The sequence below is a fragment of the Luteolibacter flavescens genome (assembly GCF_025950085.1).
In the GTDB taxonomy this organism is placed as follows: Bacteria; Verrucomicrobiota; Verrucomicrobiia; order Verrucomicrobiales; family Akkermansiaceae; genus Haloferula; species Haloferula flavescens.
Window position 1 is genome coordinate 161,431 of sequence record NZ_JAPDDS010000001.1, and the last position, 16,932, is coordinate 178,362.

Genomic DNA, 16,932 nt, shown 5'->3' on the forward strand with positions numbered 1-16,932 from the left:
TCAGACTAGTCTGGTCTGATCTCTTCTCAAGGCGAAATTGATTATCGCAGAGCCCTCAGATCGGTGTCACGTCCACCGAGACCTTCAGCGTGTGGCTGAGGCCGCCGACGGTGACGCCGCGGAGGGGGGAGACGTCGCGGTAGTCGCGGCCGGTGGCCACGGTGATGTGGCGTTCGCCGGGGCGGACATTGTTTGTGGGGTCGAAGTCCAGCCAGCCTTGGCCGGGGACGAAGACGGAGACCCAGGCGTGCGAGGCGTCCGCGCCGACGAGCTTCGGCTTGCCCGGTGGCGGCAGTGTTTCCAGATAGCCGGAGACATAGCGCGCGGGCAGGCCGAGCGAACGCAGGGCTGCGATCATGAGCTGGGCGAAGTCCTGACAGACGCCGCGGCGATTTTTCAGGACGTCGGTCACCGGTGTGGCCACCGTCGTGAAGTCCGGGTCGAACTTGAACTCATGGAAGATCCGCGCGTTTAGGGCCGACACGGCGTCGAGCACGCAGCGGCTTTTCGTGAAATCCGGACGTGCGAACTCGGCCAACTCCGGCAGCACCGGAATGAGCGGAGAGGACAGAGCAAAGGCGCGCGCATCCAGCGAGGCTGGATCCTTAGACGTGCGGAGTTGATCCAACATCTTCTCCCACGGTCCGCCGGCTTCAAGCGGGAGCTGACCGGCGGAAAGCACCTCGACCTCGCTCTCGGCAGTAATGACGAGTTCCGGATGCGGACGTTGGATCGAGAAGTAGTCGATGTGATTCCCGAAGGAATCCCGGCGGCTGCGGTGGAATTCCGGCTGCGGGTCGATGCCCAGCTTCCACTTCAGGCAGCGCTGCCCCGCCAAGTCCAGCGGCCGTAACCGCGCCTCATTGTGGCACAGGTTCGCGGGCGTGTCGTAGCGGTAGGAAGTCCGGTGGCGGATGCGATAGCGCATGAAAGAGATCGTGGATGGGAGATGGCGGACGACGGATGCCAGTCGATAACGGGCGCTTCCTATGCTTTGCCATCCCGGGCTTCAGCCATGCAGGAAATGCGGCCGGTCGGCGTGGCGGAAGTACGTCAGGGTCAGGGCCGTCGAGAGCTGGCCGAGGGAGTGCAGCATGTGATCGACGAATGCCTCCAGCTTGCGCCTGCGCCCGCCATTCGTGCTGGTGAGCGTGGCGATGTCCGTGAGGCGAAGGCGGCTGGATGTTTCCACGAGCACCCGCTGCTCGGCGGTCAGCCGTGCCCCGTGCGACTGGCGCGGCAGGCGGTCGATGTTCCCTTCCAACCGCTGGATCTGGTAGAGCAGCGAGCGGGCGTTGTTTGGCTCCAGCAAGAGCAGCTCCAGCACCAGCTCGATCCGCGGGTAGGTGCGGTAGCGCTTGCGGTAGGTGACCAGGCTGTCCGAGGCGGCGAGCACCGTTTCCATCACAAGCTGCTCTTCTTCCGGGGTGCGGGCCTCGACGAGGAAATGGCGGATCACCGCGAGCTGGAATTGCGCGCGTTCGATCCGTCGCCCCGAGTCGAGCAGGCGCCAACCGGCATCGCGCGTCATACTCTCGAGGTTCAGGCCGAGCAGCGCGGTGAGATGCAGGATGAGGCGGTTCAGTGGATCGGTGAAATCGTCAAGGTCACGGGCGACCGGGCTGGATGCCTCCACCCACTCGCGGATCACGCCTTCGATTACGCGCCATGAATCCGGCGACCACAGGTCGCGCACGGCATACGCGGCATTGCGGAAGGACCGCAAATTGTAGGCCAGCGATCCGATCCTGCCGGGCTGGCTGAGAAGGGACATCACTTCCTCCTCGTCGCTCACGGCCGCATGGTCCTCGTCCTCGTGGATGGGCATCGCATTGGTCACGCCGAGCAGGCCACCCATCAGAATCTCGCGATGTCGGCTGAGCTGGCTTTCGTCATCGCCGATGGATTCCACGAAACTCATCACGGCACGGCGAAGCAGGCGTGCGGTGCCCTCGGCGCGCTCGGCGTAGCGACCGGTCCAGAAGAGATTCTCCCCGGAACGGCTCGGCACGTTGCGGGCGTCGGCCTCGCCCGCGATCTCCGCGGTGTCATTCCACAGGCTGACGAAAGGCTCTGTATCCGTGCCCTGCACCCATGTGTCCTTCGACGTGCCGCCGAGCTGGCTGGAGACGACCAATGCTTCCGGCGAAGCCGCGATGCGGGCAAGTCCACCGGGCATGATGATGTAGCGACCATCCGCGGTGGCGGTGGCAAAGCCGCGCAGCACGCCGCGCCGGGCCTCGATCTCCGTGCCGCTGAGGCAGGGCTGGGTGGAAAAGCTGACCTGCTCCTGGCCGACGTAGCACTCCGGCGAGGCGAGGATTCGCGCGCGCAATGCTTCGCGCTCCACCTTCGTCAGGCTGCCGCCGAAGACGGTGCCAAAGGTCGGCGCGCGGTGGATCGACTTCACCACCAGCGTGTCCAGATTTGCCAGCACGTGGTCGCGCGTCTTCTTCTCCCCGCACCACCATGTCGCGGCTGCGGGCAGGATCAGCTCCTCATTCCGCAGATGGCGGGCGATGCCGGGGAGGAAGGCCATCAGGCCGGGATTCTCAAGCACACCGCTGCCGGGGTGATTCACCACCGCGACATTCCCGGCGCGCATCGACTCCAGCAGGCCGGGCACGCCGAGCTGCGAGTCTTCCTTCAGTTCCAGAGGATCGCTGAACCACGCATCGACCCGGCGGATGATCACGTCCACGGGCTCCAGGCCGCCAAGCGAGCGCAGCCATACGCGGGCATCGCGCACCGTGAGGTCGTCCCCCTGCACCAGCGAGTAGCCGAGGTAGGAAGCGAGGAAGGCGTGCTCGAAATAGGTCTCATTCTGCGGTCCCGGCGTGAGGATCACCACCCGGGGTTCTCGTGCCCCGCTGGCAGCGGGAAAGGACTCGAGCGTCTCGCGTAAGGTGCGAAAGAATCCCGCGATGCGGCGCACTCCTGTCCGATGGAAAAGCCGTGGCATCGCGCGCGTCATCACGCCGCGGTTCTCCACCACATAGCCGCTGCCGGAGGGGGCCTGCGTGCGGTCGTTGACGATCCACATGCGACCGTCCGGGCCGCGGGCGAGGTCGGCGGCGTAGAGGATAAGCTGGCGCTTCGACTCCAGCCGCATGCCGTGGCATGGGCGCAGGTAGCCTCGATGGGCGTGGATCAGCTCCGGCGGCAGCCAGCCCTCGGTGATGAGCTTCTGGTCGCCGTGAAGGTCGGTCAGGACATGGTCCAGCAGCTCGGCCCGCTGGATGAGCCCGGCCTCGACCGTCTTCCAATCCTGCTCGGAAACCACCCACGGCACGGCGTCGATCTGCCAGGCCCGATGCTCGCCGTCCGGTGCGCCGTGGACGCTGTAGGTGACGCCGTTTTCACGCAGCAGGCGGAGAATCTCACCATTCGAGGTGGCAGCCTGCTCCGGGGTCAATCCGCCGAGCCAGGAGCCAACGTGGGACCACGAGGGATTCACGCTCCCGTCGGCGGCGAGCATTTCGTCCCATACCCCGCGAGCGTAGCCCTTGGGCAGGATGTTTCTCGGGGTGACCGCAGCCGGCATGCCGGGGGATATGCCCCCATCGGCTTGATTTGGCAATGGCGGCGACTTGGGCGGCGTCATCGCGGCGGGTAAATCAGATGCCTTGCCGATCTTCCTGCAACCAGCGTTCGCGGCGGAACCAGGTCTCCTGCCGCTTCGCATACTGGCGGGTGGCGGCATTGATAAGGGCTTCGCATTCGGCCCGGTCGATCTCCCCGGCCAGATGGCGGCGGATTTCCCCGTAGCCGATGGATTTCTCCAAGCCGGGGGCCAGGTTTTCCAAGGTGGCGACCTCCTGAATCGCGCCGCCATCGAGCATTTGGCGTGTGCGCCGGGCGATGCGGTCGTGGAGGTCGGGCCGTGGACGGGAGATAAAGATGCCGCGGAGCTTCGCGGCACGGGCGGCGGTGGCTGCTTCCCAATCGTCGCGCAGGGTAGAGCAGGGGACCCCGGAGATCAGGCAGACCTCCAGTGCCCGGGAGACGTAACGGCGGTTTTTCAGGTCGGTCCGGGCGGCCTCGACGGGGTCGAGCGCCTGCAGGCGGGAGACGAGATCTTCCAATGGCGCGGCATCCAGCTCGGTGCGCAGGGTCGGCTCGCCCGGTGGCAGCGGGGAAGGGCCATGGGAGAGGAATTTCAGGTAAAGCCCGGAGCCTCCGGTGATGACCGGGGTTTTTCCACGGGCCAGAAGCTCCTCGATGACCGGCACCACCAGTCGCAGGTAGGCCATGGCGTCCACCGGCTGATCTGGAGAAAGAACGCTGTAGAGGTGATGGGGGCGCTTCCCACGGTCCTCGGCTGGAGGCGCAGCGGTCAGCAATTCGAGGCCGCGGTAAAGCTGGAAAGCGTCCGCATTGACGATCTCACCATCCAGTTCCGCGGCGATCTTCAGCGCGCGCGCGCTCTTCCCCGAAGCCGTGGGGCCACAGACGAAAAACAGGTGCTCGGGAGCCGGAAGGGTCATGGGAAAGTGGCAGCGGCATCCTGCCGCTAGCTCATGGGCGCAGGCTGGCGGTAGGATGCCGCGGCCACGATAAAAAACGACCCGCCTGGAGAAACCAAGCGGGGCGTGAAATACGGCTATTTCAGCGCGAGCCTCAGGCGGTCGGCTCTTCCGTGGTTGCAGGGGCGGCCGGAGTTGCGGGGGCAATTGCTGCGGGCTGGGCTGCGGGCGCGGCAGCCGGAGCTGCCTGAGCGGCTGGAGCTTCGGCCACCGGAGTGGTCTCTTCCTTCAGCGCTTCCTCGTGCTCCTTGGTCTTCGCACCGCTGACGACGAGCTTGCGGCCCATGAAGAACTGGTCGTGCAGGACTTCCACGGAGCGCTTGGCTTCATCGACATTGAGCATGTCCACGAATCCATAGCCCTTCGACTTGTGGGTGCGGCGGTTGTAGACGATCTCGACATTGCGGACCGTGCCCACGCCCTTGAAGAGATCCTTGAGATCTTCTTCGCTGCAGTCGTAGGACAGGTTGCCGAGGTAGATGCGGGCGCTGGCCACCTCGGACTTCTCCGGGCTGCGGCGCTGGCGATCTTCGCGGGGACCGCGGTCTTCCCTCGGACCACGATCTTCACGTGGAGGGCGGTCTCCCGACTGCTGCTTGGCGACGCGGACGTTCGACTTCGGCTCGCGGACCGGGCCTTCCTCGAAGCGGATCGGCTCGCGGCGCTCGCGCGGCGGGCGGACGGGCTCCTTGTAGAGGCCGAAGATCGAGAGGATCTTCTGCCAGAAGGTCTTCTTCGGGGCGGGCTTGTTGAACTCCTTGCGGGGTGGGCGTGGGCCACGCTCTCCGCTGTCACCACCACGCTCGCGGCGCTCGCCGCGATTGCGATCACCGCCGCCATGGTTGCCATGGGAGCGCTTTTGGCCGTGGTGTTGATTCGGGTTGTTCGGGTCTTGGTCTTGCCGGTTGCGATTCCGGCCTTTGCCTCCGCGCGAGCGACGGCGGCGACGTTCTCCGTCGCCGGTTCCGCGGGTATCAGGTGTGGCGTTCGACATGTTTTCGTTTCGGTTGGCGGGCCATTCTCGCGACGGCGGGCAGCCGCCCGCGTTCGGGCGGGGCTGCGGGCTCGACCAGCCATTTTCGGGTCGCCGGCTTTGTGGTGCCGGGGATTTTCCGCCACTCGATGCGGGACGGGCGGAAAGGGTCCATGGACCCGGGAAAAAGGCGGCTATCGCGCGTTGGACCCGGTTTGGCAGGCATCTCCGCGGCATCCGCGCGACCGCCGGAGTCCGATTGCGTCCGCCCAAGCGGAGCGCTGCTGCCAAAAGCTGCGTTTTGGCCGGAGGCGTGCAGCCGGATGGGTGTGGGGCTGCCTGACGCGCGGAGTCTACGCCGCTTGGAATCAATGGCAAGGCGCGAATCGGCGGGTTTTGGGTTGAGCGGTCGCCACACGCCGGTAGAGTCCGCGTGCCTGATGAAACGCGCGCTTTTGGTCCTCGTCGCTACCCTTTCCGCCGCCGTCTCGTATGCCCAGCAAGGTGAAGCCTTCATGGTCGTCGAGGCGCACTCGGGAAAGGTCATTTCCGCTGCCAATTCCGTGGTGAAGCGGCCCGTCGCCAGCCTGAACAAGATCGCCACGGGCGTGATCGTCGTGGACTGGGCTGATGCGACCGGCACGGATCTCAGCAAGGTGGAGGCCACCGTTCCCGCCTCTGTTCAGGGGATTGGCGGGCCCAACCAGATGGCGCTCCAGCCGGGCGACCGCATCACCCTGCGCGACGCACTCTACGCCGCCCTGCTCGGTTCCGACAATTACGCCGCGATGACCGTGGCCGATCACGTGGGCCGCCAGATGCTGCGTGCCCGCGGGCGGAGCGGCGATGGCATCGGGGCCTTCGTCACCGAGATGAACGAGTTGGGCAAGGCCATCCACCTGACCAAGACCCGCTTCGCCAGTCCCCATGGTCTCGACACTCAGAAGAACGGTGGATTTTCTACCGCCGCGGACGTGGCGAAGCTGTCCATCTACGCGATGCGGAAGCCGGGATTCACCTTCATTACACGCCAGAAAGACCGCCAGGTGACCGTCCACGGCCCATCCGGTCCACGTACCTTCAATGTGAAGAACACCAACGAGTTGATCGGCGAGCCGGGCATTCTTGGTGTGAAGACCGGCACGACGAATGCCGCGGGGCCCTGCGTCAGCGTCGCGTCGGATCGTGATCCGCTGGTCCGCCAGAAGCCGGATGGTGAAAAGGCTGTGACGCCGCGCCGCCTCATCGTGGTGGTGCTGAACAACCCCGACCGCTTCAACCGCGCGCGCGGGCTGCTGCGCCAAGGCTGGAGTTCCTACGACCGCTGGGTGGCTGCCGGTGCGCCGGTGCAGGACCGCGAGAAGGAAATCCTGCACGTGCCGAATCCGCGCTGAAGAATGGCACTCTTTTGACTTATCGAACCTGTCTCTAACCACCAAACCCACCTGCGATGCGTATCGGTATTCTGAACAGCGGCGGCGACTGCCCGGGCCTCAATGCAGTGATCCATGGCGTCGTCGGCGCGGCGACCCAGCTCGGCTGGGAGGTCATCGGATTCAAGGACGGCTTTGAAGGCCTGCTCCCCCCCGGCGACTACAAGGTGCTGAAGCCGCAGGACACCCAGGGCATCCTCAAGCTGGGTGGCACGATCCTGGGCACCACCAACAAGGGTCACTTCGCCGCGAAGGTCGGCAAGGGCGACATCGCTGAGGTGCCCGCCGACATCGTGGCGAAGGCCAAGCGGACAATGGACCAGCTCGAGATCCGCGCGCTGATCATCGTGGGCGGCGACGGCTCGCTCACCACCGGCCTGCAACTCTATCGTGAAGGCTGGCCGGTGATCGGCGTGCCGAAGACCATCGACAACGACCTGCGCGCGACTGCCATGACCTTCGGCTTCGACAGCGCGGTCAGCACCGTGGTCGATGCGCTGGATCGCCTGCACACGACGGCCGAGAGCCACAAGCGCATCATGGTGCTGGAAGTGATGGGTCGCCACGCCGGCTGGATCGCCCTGTGGGGCGGCATCGCCGGTGGTGCGGATGCCATCCTTCTGCCTGAGATTCCTTTCGATACGGAGAAGGTCGCCGAGCACGTGCGCCAACGCGATGCGCAGGGCCACCACAGCACGCTGGTGGTGGTGGCGGAAGGCGCGCACCTGCCGGATGGCGAACTCGCGACCATCGCGGAAAATGCCGGCGGTGAAGTCCGCCTCGGCGGTATCGGCGATATCATTGCGCGCCGTCTCGAACACCTCACCGGCAAGGAAACCCGCTCCTGCACGCTGGGCCACCTCCAGCGCGGCGGTGCCCCGACGGCGCTCGACCGCATCCTCGGCACGCGCTTCGGCGTGATGGCCGTGAAGCTCGCCGAAGAAGGCCGCTTTGGCCGGATGGTGAGCTATCAGGCCTATCACGTGGACTCCGTGCCGATCGAGGAAGCGGTGAACCAACTCCGCCTCGTCGAGCCCGAGGGCGAAATGGTCAAGGCCGCGAAGGCCGTGGGCATTTGCTTGGGGGATTGATCGACGATTGCCGGATTGATGTTTTCAAAGAAGCGGGCAATCCTTGGGGTGCCCGCTTCTTTTTTAGGCAAGAGCTATGAGTGAAAACCATGGACCGTTTCATCGCCTCGGCGAGCCGGGAGGTCCCGGCTGCCCTGTCGGAATCCTCCCAATCGCCGTTAGCGACGCTCAGGGCGGGCAGGTTTCCGGGAGTTTGTTAGACGCTGGAACCGAATCTACAGAGATCGAACTGCTCCGCACAATCGCCGCGCGTTTCGGCGTGAAATGGGGCCGCGACGATCTCGGATGGTGGGCCGTGGTGAAGGAAGTTGAAACTCCAACATGGTCAGTGTGGCGTCAGGACGACCACGGCAATTCGTTCCTTGTCGAAGCCAATCTAACGAAATCCCAAGCCGAGAGGCTCCAAGTCGAGTTTGAGGAGAGGGGGCACAAACAAACTTATTGGGCTGTCGATGAAGTTTCCTCCGGTGTCGCGCAGGGAGTCTCTTGATTTACTTCACCGTGCTGCGGATCACGCCGTCCTTCATCTTCGTCTGAATTTCGTCTCCCGGGGCAACGTCCGCGGTGGAGCGGATGATCCGACCGGTCGAGTCCAGCGCGATGGAAAAACCGCGCTCGAAGGCCGACTCAGGTCCGAGCGTCCGCAGCAGCGAACGCAGCCGGTGCAGGCGCTGGGAGGATTCGTCTAGGCTGCGGTTCGCCGCGCGTTCGAATTGCCCGCGCAGACGCACGAGGTGATCCCGCCGGAGCTGGAGTTGCCGAGCGGGGTGGTGCGCAGCAAGGGTGCGGCCGAGTTCCTTGATCCTCTGCTGGCGATCGCGGAACTCGCTTTCCATGGCGGAAGAAAGCCTGCCTCGCACGGAATCCAGCCGCATCACGGGCTCGCGCAACAAGCGCTCGCCGCCACGTGAAAGCACGCCGCGGCGCAGGTTCTCCAGCATCATCGCGAGACGCTCGGTGCGGTCATGCACGCGGCGGGTGAGCCGACGTTTCAGGATGCCCAGCCTCGCCCGCAGTTCCTCGCCATCCGGCACCGCGAGCTCGGCTGCGGCGCTCGGGGTCGGGGCGCGGAGGTCCGCAACGAAGTCGGCGATGGTAAAGTCGATCTCGTGTCCCACCGCGGAGATCACCGGGATGGTGGAGGCGGCGATGGCGCGGGCTACGACCTCCTCATTGAAATTCCACAGGTCCTCGATGGAGCCGCCGCCGCGGCCGACGATCAGGACGTCGCTACGAGGAATGTCGTACTTCTCGGGCTGCGACATCCGCCCGATGGCGCGGGCGATCTCCAGCTCGGCACCCTTTCCCTGGACTCGCACGGGGTAGAGCACCGGCTGCACCCATGGGGCGCGACGTTCGAGGATATTCAGGATATCGCGGATCGCCGCCCCAGTGTCCGAGGTGATGATGCCGACGACTTTCGGAAAAGCGGGGATGCGCTGCTTCCGCTCCGCATCGAAAAGCCCCTCTCCCTGGAGCTTGCGCTTCAGTGCCTCGAAGCGCGCCTGTAGCTCGCCGACCCCGGCACGCTCGACACGTTGGACGATGATCTGGAGCTGGCCGCGGGCCTCATAGACACTGGGCTCGGCGAAGGCGCGGACCTTCACTCCATCCGCCATCACCTCGGAGCCCGGGCGCTTCCTCGCGCCAAACATCGCGCACTGGATCTGCGCGCCATCGTCCTTCAGCGAGAAATACCAGTGGCCGCTGGCCTGCTTCTTCAGGTTCGACACCTCGCCTTCCACCCAGACTTCGCCGAGTTCGACTTCCAGCAGGTTCTTCATCCGTCGCACGAGCTGCGTGACGGAGAGCGCCTTCGGGGCAGGCGAAGGCTTCGGGGCGAAGAGGTCGTCCATCATGGCGGTTGATCAGCGTTTCTCCTGCACGGCATTGAGCAGGATCCGCAGCGCGCCGCCCGAGATCCAGACCTCGTAGCAAAGGCATGTGAGCGAGCATCCCATGAGGACCAGCGCGATGACGAACGACGTCATGCCAAGCTCCTGCCACTCCGCCACCACGGCGACCATGGAGATGACGCAGAGGAGCAGACTGAAGGCGCCGAAGAGCTGCATCAGCCGGATGAGCGTCAGCCTCCGTCGCAGGTTGCTGATCTGTGCGTGGAGCAGATCCTCACCTCTCTCCAGCCAGTCCTTGTGAAGCTGGCGGATGAGGGCCGCGAGGTGGAGGAAGCGATTCGTGAAGGACAGGAAGAGCAGGCTGATCGCGGGGAACAGCAGGGCGGGCGTGGAGACTTCCAAGGTCACGCCACGGGTCTATAGCCCCAGGCGTCCCGTGGCAATCGCGGTCGCCTTTCGGAAACAAAGAAGCCATCTCCGGAATGGAGATGGCTTCGTGCAATTCTGGCGGACTGCTTCAGAAGTTGAAGCGGATGCCGGCACCGACGCCGACGTCGTCGAGGTCATCGACATTCGCGCCGAAGAGGCTGACGTCATCCAGCCACATGTAGCGTGCGCCGGCATAGACCTCGAAGGTCTCGGACACGTTGTAAACCACACCGGCGAAGCCCTGGAGCGTCAGCACCCAGTCGTCGTCGCTCAGCGGGCCGGCATTTACGTCAACGTAGGAAGCACCTGCACCAGCGCCGACATAGAAGCCGAACTTCTCGGTGAACTTGTACTCATACTTGTAGTTCAGCGTGACCGGCACCACGTCCACGTCGGTCGAGAACGGGAAGAAGAAAGAAGGGCTCTCGTCCTGACCGATCCAACCGGACTCAAGGAAGAGGGACGAGCCATTGCCAAAGTCATAGCCGACGTGGCCGTTGTAGAAGGCTTCCTCCGCATCGGTCAGGTAGTCCACACCGGCACCGAGATACCATCCGATGTGATCGGGATTGGTCATCGGCGAGGAATAGGTCTGCGGACTGGTGGCGACGGCATCACCCGCGTGGGCGGCGGTGATGGAGAGCGCGAGTGCCGATGCGAGCAGGGTAGTGTATTTCATGGATGGTTTCGGTTGATTGATGCGCCTCACCTTGGGAGCGAGGTTTGCCGACTATCGCAATCGCCGTGCCGTGCATCGGCAGGGCCGATGAGGTGCGGGCGGTAATGGTTCATTCCACTGTAAACCAAGCTTCTGCAAGCGCTCCGCCCGGGAAACCAGGGTCTAACAGGCAGGCCGCAGGCAGAATGGAGATTGCTTAACCGATCCAAATTGCAACGCTCCGATTGCAATGTGAACGACGTGGGTCGAAGAGCCATCTAACAGAAATATCGATCAGTTAGACCATCGGTGTGATCCAAAGGAACGCGAGAGAAACAGGCTGTGGTCGATACGGCAGGAGCCTTGAATCAGCTCCAGCGATCCGGCTTCTTCTCCCAATGCTTGGGTGCCAACTTCGCCAGAAACTTCTCGGGGAAGCGCTGGTCGTTCAAGATCTCATCCATCTGTTCCTGGCGGCATTGGACGGCCATCAGGACGAGACGTCGTGCATCGTCATCGCGCCCGCGCTTGCAGGCTTCCGCTGCCACCGCCTGGAAGGCACGGGCAGCCTCCGCGCGATCGGACTCGTTGCCATTGCGAAGGATTTTCGCTTCCTCCAGCGCGACTTGCCATTTGCCGAGGCTGGCAGCAGCACGCGCGCGGACACGCCGGGCTGCGGCGGCCCATCTCAGTTCGTCGGGGAGCGCGTCGAGCATGTCCAGTGCTTCCCGGTGCATGCCGAGTTCCATGAGATCATCCGCTCGCTGGATGCTTGGCCTCGGGAGTTCGACGGTGGAGGAGGGCGAAATCACTTTCATGAGAATTTCCCTCCCTAGCACCGCATGGCGCGTTCGCAACAAACGGCGGGAAAAAATTTCTTCCGTCCTTCACCGCGGGATGGGCGAGCTCCGGCGCTTACTTTGTGGCGCGCACTCCGTTCTCATCCACCGCTCCACCGTGGGCGAGGATCGCCGAGCGAATCTTCGCCAGGCTCACCGGCTTCGCGAGGACTTCGTCGGCTCCCAGGTCGCGGACCTGCTGCACGCGCTCCAGCCTGGCATCGCCCGTGATGACGATCTTGCGTGGAATGACCTGTCCGGATTTCTGGATGTGCTTCAGCACTTCGCTGCCGTCGATGTCCGGCAGATTGAGATCGAGAAGCAGCACGTCGAAGCTGCCACCGGCCAGATGGGCGAGCGCGGAGTTTCCATCGGCTGCGGCGGTGACGGTCGCGCCCTCATTTGTGAGCAGCTCTCCCACGGCGGCCTTCGCGACCTCGTTGTCCTCCACCAGCAGGACTTTCAGGCCTCGCATCGGATTCTCGCCGCTAGGCATGACGGGCCCCTCGTCTTGAACGACGGCTTCAGGCGGAGCCATCAGTCCCGCGGGAATGATCAGGGTGAAAGTGGAGCCTGCGCCCACCGTGCTGTCCACGGACAAGGTGCAGCCGAGCGTCGATACCAGACGGCGGCAGATCGCGAGACCGAGTCCCGCGCCCTTTTCGCGATTCCGCTCCGGATTGCGAAGCTGGAAGAACTCGTCGAAGACCTTGTTCACCGCATCTCCCGGAATACCCACACCGGTATCCGCGATTGAGATCCTCACGTCATCGCTCACGATGCATTCGACGCGGACGCTGCCCTTCTCCGTGAATTTCACGGCGTTGCTCATCAGGTTAGCGATCACCCGCTTCATCTTCGTCCGGTCCGTCTTCAGTCGCACCGGTTCCGCAGGCATCACCTTGGCAATCGTCAGCCCCTTGCCATTCGCGGCGGTCTCTGCCTGGAAGACCTCGGCATCGATGATCTCATGCAGTGCGAATTCCGAGAGGTGGAGATCAGCCGGGCCGGAATCGAGACGCGTGAGGTCGAGAACGTCGCTCACCAGATCGACGAGCGAGCGCGCGTTCGCCCACATGCTTCGGGCGAGTTCCGGCACCCGATGCGATTGCGCCGAGTCGGACGAGGCCCGTTCGATGAGTTCCGCTAGCAGCGAGATCGCATTCGCGGGAGTGCGGACATCGTGCGACACGGCAGCAAGGAACTGGCTCTTCTGGATCGTCGCCTCTTCCGCATCGCGACGGCGCGTCTCCAGTTCTTTCTGGATGCGGATCGATTGCAACGCGAGCGCCCCTTGTGAGGCGAGCCATTCGCAGATGCTGAAGTCATGCTCGGTCCATTCGCGGGGCTCCACGCCGTAGATGCAGAGTGCGGCCACCACCTTGCCCTCGTACCAGATGGGCGACGCGATGACCGAGACCAAGGGGCGGCCGGCTCGCAGCGATGGCAGGCGCAGGTCCTCGCGTTGGCGGATGTCATTCAGGCCGGCGGTGCGCTCGGTCTCCGCCACCATGCGGGCAAAGGTGTGGTCATAGCGGATACCATCGTCCATGCGTCCTTGCAGGCCGAAGCCGCAGTCGCCCCACACGTCGTAGGCCTCGCTTGTCGCGCCGATCACCTCGGCAGTGGTGACGTCGTTGATGATCTGCAGCGCGGCTTGGCAGACGCCGCTCATCACGTAGGACTCGCTCATGTCGCCGCGCATCCAGCGGCCCGAGTGAAGGAGGGTCTCCAGGCCCTTCTCGCGTCGCATCAGCTCGCGATTCAGCTCTTGCAGGTCGGAGCCTTGTTGCTCCAGCTCTTCCGCTTGCTGGCGCAGTTCTTCCGACTGCTGTTCCAGCTCCTCGGTCTGGCTCTGGAGTTCTTCGTTCTGCCGCGCGATTTCTTCCTCACGTGCCGCCAGCTCCTGATTGCTCTTCTCAAGGTCGTCATTGAGCAAGGCCAGCCTGTGACGTTTGTTCGCGAGACGCTCGCGCACCCCGAGGAACCAGTGGATGGCGAAGGTGACAACCCAGATATTCACCAGCTCTGAGCAAAGCCAGAACCACTTGTCCGTGGCGTGCGGGAATGACTTCGCGGGAAGCATCACGAGGATCTTCATCGACGAGACAGCCGAGAGGACCAGCGCCGAGAGATGGAGGATGGATTTCCAGCGGCCCCACAGGCAGACCAGCAGCGGGAGCACCACCGAGATCGGGAAGACACGATGACCGAAGACATCGAGCCGCAGCCACGCGAAGACCGCCACGATGAACGTGCTGACGAGTGCCGCGGTCCAGAAGGGAGGCTTCGTGTCGTATTGGGGGGACGAAGTCATGGGCTCGTTCGATGACTGCTGGAGCATTTGTGATAAATCGAAGGGGCGACGCGATGCAGGCCGGGCAGGTTCGGCTTCTCCGCCCTGCCGACGACGAGGAATCCGCCGGGTGCGAGGGCATCCGACAATCGCGACCAGAGGGCGTCGGCCGAGGCGGGCTCGAGGTAGATGGCGAGATTCCGGCAGAGGATGAGATCCCACGTGCCGGTGGGGCCGGAGGCGAGCAGGTCGGACTGCTCCCAGCGCATGGCCTTGCGAAGCTCGTGCGACATGGCGATGCGGCCGTCGGAGAGTCTTTGCCATTGGCCGCCGTTCACAGGCAGACTGCGATCACCGGGGAGATAGACGCCTTGCCTTGCCCGGGCAAGTGCACCGGGTCGGCAGTCGCTTCCCAACAGGACGCACTCGTCGAGGGCACCCAGCTTTGCCAGCAGCAGGCCGACGGAGTAGAGCTCGGCACCCTCCGAGCAGCCCGCGCTCCAGATGCGGGGACGGGCAGGGCGGCGCAGCAACAGCGGCATGACCTCCTGCTCCAGATGGATGAAAACCGCGGGATCCCGGAACAGCTCCGTGGTGCCGATCAGGAGGGCCTCAAGCGCCTTCGAGGTCAGCTCCGGCCTCGCGCTCAAAAGCCGCCGCGCTTCATGAAGGCTGTCCACCCGCAGGGCGCGCAGGCAGGAAGGGAGCCGCCGGAGCAATGGCGTGCCGCGATAGTGTGAGGGATTCAGCCCCGCCGCCGCGAGAATGCCGCGAAGGAAGAGCGTGCCGGTGTCTTCGATCATCGGCACGGCAGCCCGCACGGGAGGAGGGGGAACCGCGGCGCGAGATGTGGTGTGGCGTTGCTTTGAGGCCAGTCCGCCGAAGCACGGCAATGCGCCGCGGAATGAGACATGGAGATAGCGGCTCTCCCGGTCCTGATGAAAGGGGGCATGGCGGGACGCACCGGCGCTCTCGTCGGTATCGGGGCTGCACTTTCGCGGGGCAGGCAACTGGGAAACGGGGGGGATGCCTGTCGCTGCAATTTCCATGGTTCACAAATACTGTGGGGCAGATGATCCGAGGTCCAGCGTTTCGGTCGGGCCGGATGTATTCGCCGACCCGTTAGAGGAAGGGGAAATGATAGGCTTCCGGATGAGGCGTTTTCGGCACAACCGGGCAATCCACAATGTCTTCCCATGAATCCGGCTCAGAAAATGTGTGTCTGCACATGCCTCCAAGTGGACTTTGGCGCAGCTTCGGCATACAGGATGCAATGCGCAGCATCACTGCGACATGCCGTCTGCCATGAAAATCGCCATGCTGTCTTGGGAGAGCCTCCACTCGATACCGGTGGGGGGAGGGGCCGTCCACGTGACGGAGCTGGCCGCAGCGCTGGAGCGCCGGGGGCATGAGGTCCACGTCTTCACCCGGCTGGGGCAGGGGCAGACGACTTCCGCGCTCATCGATGGCGTGCACTACCACCGCTGTCCCATCGAGCTGCACCCCGACTTCATCACCGAGACGAATAACATGGGCAACGCGCTCATGTATTTCCTGGCCGCCCACGAGGTAGAGTCGGGCAAGCCCTTCGACATCGTCCACGGCCACGACTGGCTGTGCTCGAAGGCCGTCGCGCAGGCGAAGAACGACCACGGGCGAAAGGCGGTCTTCACCATCCACTCCACCCAATTCGGCCGCACGGGCAACAACCTGCACACCGGCGTGTGCGATCGCATCCGGGCAATCGAGCGGGAGGGCACGTATGTGGCGGACCGGGTGATCGCCGTGTCGGGTTACTTGGCGGACGAGGTGAAGTGGCAGTATGAGGTGCCGGATTGGAAGCTGCGCGTGGTTTACAATGGTATCGACTGCACGCGCTTCGACGATCCCATCGACCCGGCGATCTGCCGGGCCAGCTACGGCGTCGCGCCGATGGACCCGATGATCTTGTTCGTGGGGCGGATCAGTACCCAGAAGGGCCCGGATCTCTTGCTGGAAGCGATGCCTTCCATCCTTCACTACAAGCCGAATGCAAAGGCAGTCTTCGTGGGCGGCGGCGACATGCTGGGCCACCTGAAGCATCGGGCGAAGGAGCTGGGAGTGGATTTTGCCGTGCGCTTCCCCGGTGCGATGAGCCCGGACGGGGACGTGATGAATCTCTTCAAGAGCGCGGACGTGGTCTGCGTGCCAAGCCGCAATGAGCCCTTCGGCATCGTGGTGCTGGAGGCATGGGCTGCGTCAAAGCCGGTGGTGGTGACGCGTAATGGCGGACCGCGCGACTTCGTCTCGCATGGCGAGGACGGCTACATCGTGGACGCGACTGCCTGGGGCATCGCCGACGGGGTGAAAGCGGCATTCTCGAACTTTGAGCACGCACGCTGGATGGGCAGCCGTGGCCGGGTAAAGGCAGCGTATGGCTTCAGTTGGGATACGATCGCCGAGCAGACTGAGGCGGTCTATCGGGAGATCCTTCCTGTGAGTGCGGTCGTAGAAGGGAAGAAGACGGAGGTCTCAGAGACTGCTGAACCTGTCGCAAAGAATGCTCCGGTGACGGAGATTGATTCTCCTGACAAAGCCGTCGCAAAGAAGCCAGAGGTGCCAGCGGTGAAGAAGACGCCGGAACTGAAAATTCCAGAGAGCGCTAAGGATGACGTCATGACGCGTGACCGCTGAAAGCGGCTCGCTGGGAGCGCGTGCCACCGGCTCGCTTGGACAGAAGGCGCACCCAGTGTGGAAGCCGTCTGCCGAAATCCCCCGGGAAGCGGTCTTATTCAGTCACTTCACCGGCCCATCCAAGCGAGCCGGTGGCACGCGCTCCCAGCGGGCTGACG

At 64.1% G+C, this 16,932-nt stretch carries 14 protein-coding genes; 4 read left to right on the top strand and 10 right to left on the bottom strand.

Annotated elements, in window-relative coordinates; translation table 11 throughout:
* Positions 1-55: 55 nt before the first annotated feature.
* From OKA04_RS00685 to OKA04_RS00700, 4 genes are all read right to left on the bottom strand, one after another.
* On the bottom strand, positions 56-928 hold the full coding sequence (locus OKA04_RS00685; protein ID WP_264499187.1) for a transglutaminase family protein: 873 nt from the start codon (positions 926-928) through the stop codon (positions 56-58).
* Between the two features lie 81 nt (positions 929-1,009).
* A complete protein-coding gene (locus tag OKA04_RS00690) occupies positions 1,010-3,544 on the bottom strand; it encodes a circularly permuted type 2 ATP-grasp protein (protein WP_264499188.1) in 2,535 nt (844 codons plus the stop codon).
* Positions 3,545-3,617: 73 nt separating this feature from the next.
* The gene (miaA, locus tag OKA04_RS00695) at positions 3,618-4,487 is read right to left on the bottom strand and encodes a tRNA (adenosine(37)-N6)-dimethylallyltransferase MiaA (protein WP_264499189.1); all 870 of its coding nucleotides are present in this window, start codon (positions 4,485-4,487) and stop codon (positions 3,618-3,620) included.
* Positions 4,488-4,620: 133 nt separating this feature from the next.
* Positions 4,621-5,520 carry an RNA recognition motif domain-containing protein gene (locus OKA04_RS00700; protein ID WP_264499190.1) on the bottom strand — a complete coding sequence of 300 codons (900 nt, stop codon included), beginning with the start codon at positions 5,518-5,520 and terminating at the stop codon, positions 4,621-4,623.
* 419 nt (positions 5,521-5,939) lie between these two features.
* On the opposite strand from OKA04_RS00700, the gene OKA04_RS00705 reads away from it, so the two are divergent.
* From OKA04_RS00705 to OKA04_RS00715, 3 genes are all read left to right on the top strand, one after another.
* Positions 5,940-6,893, top strand: coding sequence for a D-alanyl-D-alanine carboxypeptidase family protein (locus OKA04_RS00705; RefSeq protein ID WP_264499191.1), 954 nt, complete (start codon positions 5,940-5,942; stop codon positions 6,891-6,893).
* A gap of 56 nt (positions 6,894-6,949) precedes the next feature.
* Positions 6,950-8,023, top strand: coding sequence for a 6-phosphofructokinase (locus tag OKA04_RS00710; protein WP_264499192.1), 1,074 nt, complete (start codon positions 6,950-6,952; stop codon positions 8,021-8,023).
* A gap of 76 nt (positions 8,024-8,099) precedes the next feature.
* Positions 8,100-8,513: a hypothetical protein gene (locus OKA04_RS00715; protein WP_264499193.1), complete on the top strand. Its 414-nt coding sequence runs from the start codon at positions 8,100-8,102 to the stop codon at positions 8,511-8,513.
* Position 8,514: 1 nt separating this feature from the next.
* Here OKA04_RS00715 and xseA read toward each other — a convergent pair whose 3' ends face one another.
* From xseA to OKA04_RS00745, 6 genes are all read right to left on the bottom strand, one after another.
* A complete protein-coding gene (gene xseA / locus OKA04_RS00720) occupies positions 8,515-9,882 on the bottom strand; it encodes an exodeoxyribonuclease VII large subunit (protein ID WP_264499194.1) in 1,368 nt (455 codons plus the stop codon).
* A 9-nt stretch (positions 9,883-9,891) separates the two neighbouring features.
* Entirely contained in the window at positions 9,892-10,287 is a 396-nt protein-coding gene (locus OKA04_RS00725; RefSeq protein ID WP_264499195.1) for a DUF2721 domain-containing protein, read from the bottom strand.
* A gap of 109 nt (positions 10,288-10,396) precedes the next feature.
* Positions 10,397-10,987, bottom strand: coding sequence for an outer membrane protein (locus OKA04_RS00730; RefSeq protein WP_264499196.1), 591 nt, complete (start codon positions 10,985-10,987; stop codon positions 10,397-10,399).
* Positions 10,988-11,334: 347 nt separating this feature from the next.
* Positions 11,335-11,784 carry a hypothetical protein gene (locus tag OKA04_RS00735; RefSeq protein ID WP_264499197.1) on the bottom strand — a complete coding sequence of 150 codons (450 nt, stop codon included), beginning with the start codon at positions 11,782-11,784 and terminating at the stop codon, positions 11,335-11,337.
* A gap of 97 nt (positions 11,785-11,881) precedes the next feature.
* A complete protein-coding gene (locus tag OKA04_RS00740) occupies positions 11,882-14,122 on the bottom strand; it encodes a hybrid sensor histidine kinase/response regulator (RefSeq protein WP_264499198.1) in 2,241 nt (746 codons plus the stop codon).
* On the bottom strand, positions 14,119-14,904 hold the full coding sequence (locus OKA04_RS00745; RefSeq protein WP_264499199.1) for a CheR family methyltransferase: 786 nt from the start codon (positions 14,902-14,904) through the stop codon (positions 14,119-14,121). The genes OKA04_RS00740 and OKA04_RS00745 overlap by 4 nt, the downstream gene beginning before the upstream one ends.
* Before the next feature lie 502 nt (positions 14,905-15,406).
* Between OKA04_RS00745 and OKA04_RS00750 the strand changes: the two genes are divergently transcribed.
* Positions 15,407-16,774 (top strand): glycosyltransferase family 4 protein, encoded by a 1,368-nt coding sequence (locus OKA04_RS00750; RefSeq protein WP_264499200.1) that lies wholly within the window; start codon positions 15,407-15,409, stop codon positions 16,772-16,774.
* Positions 16,775-16,932 lie beyond the last annotated feature (158 nt).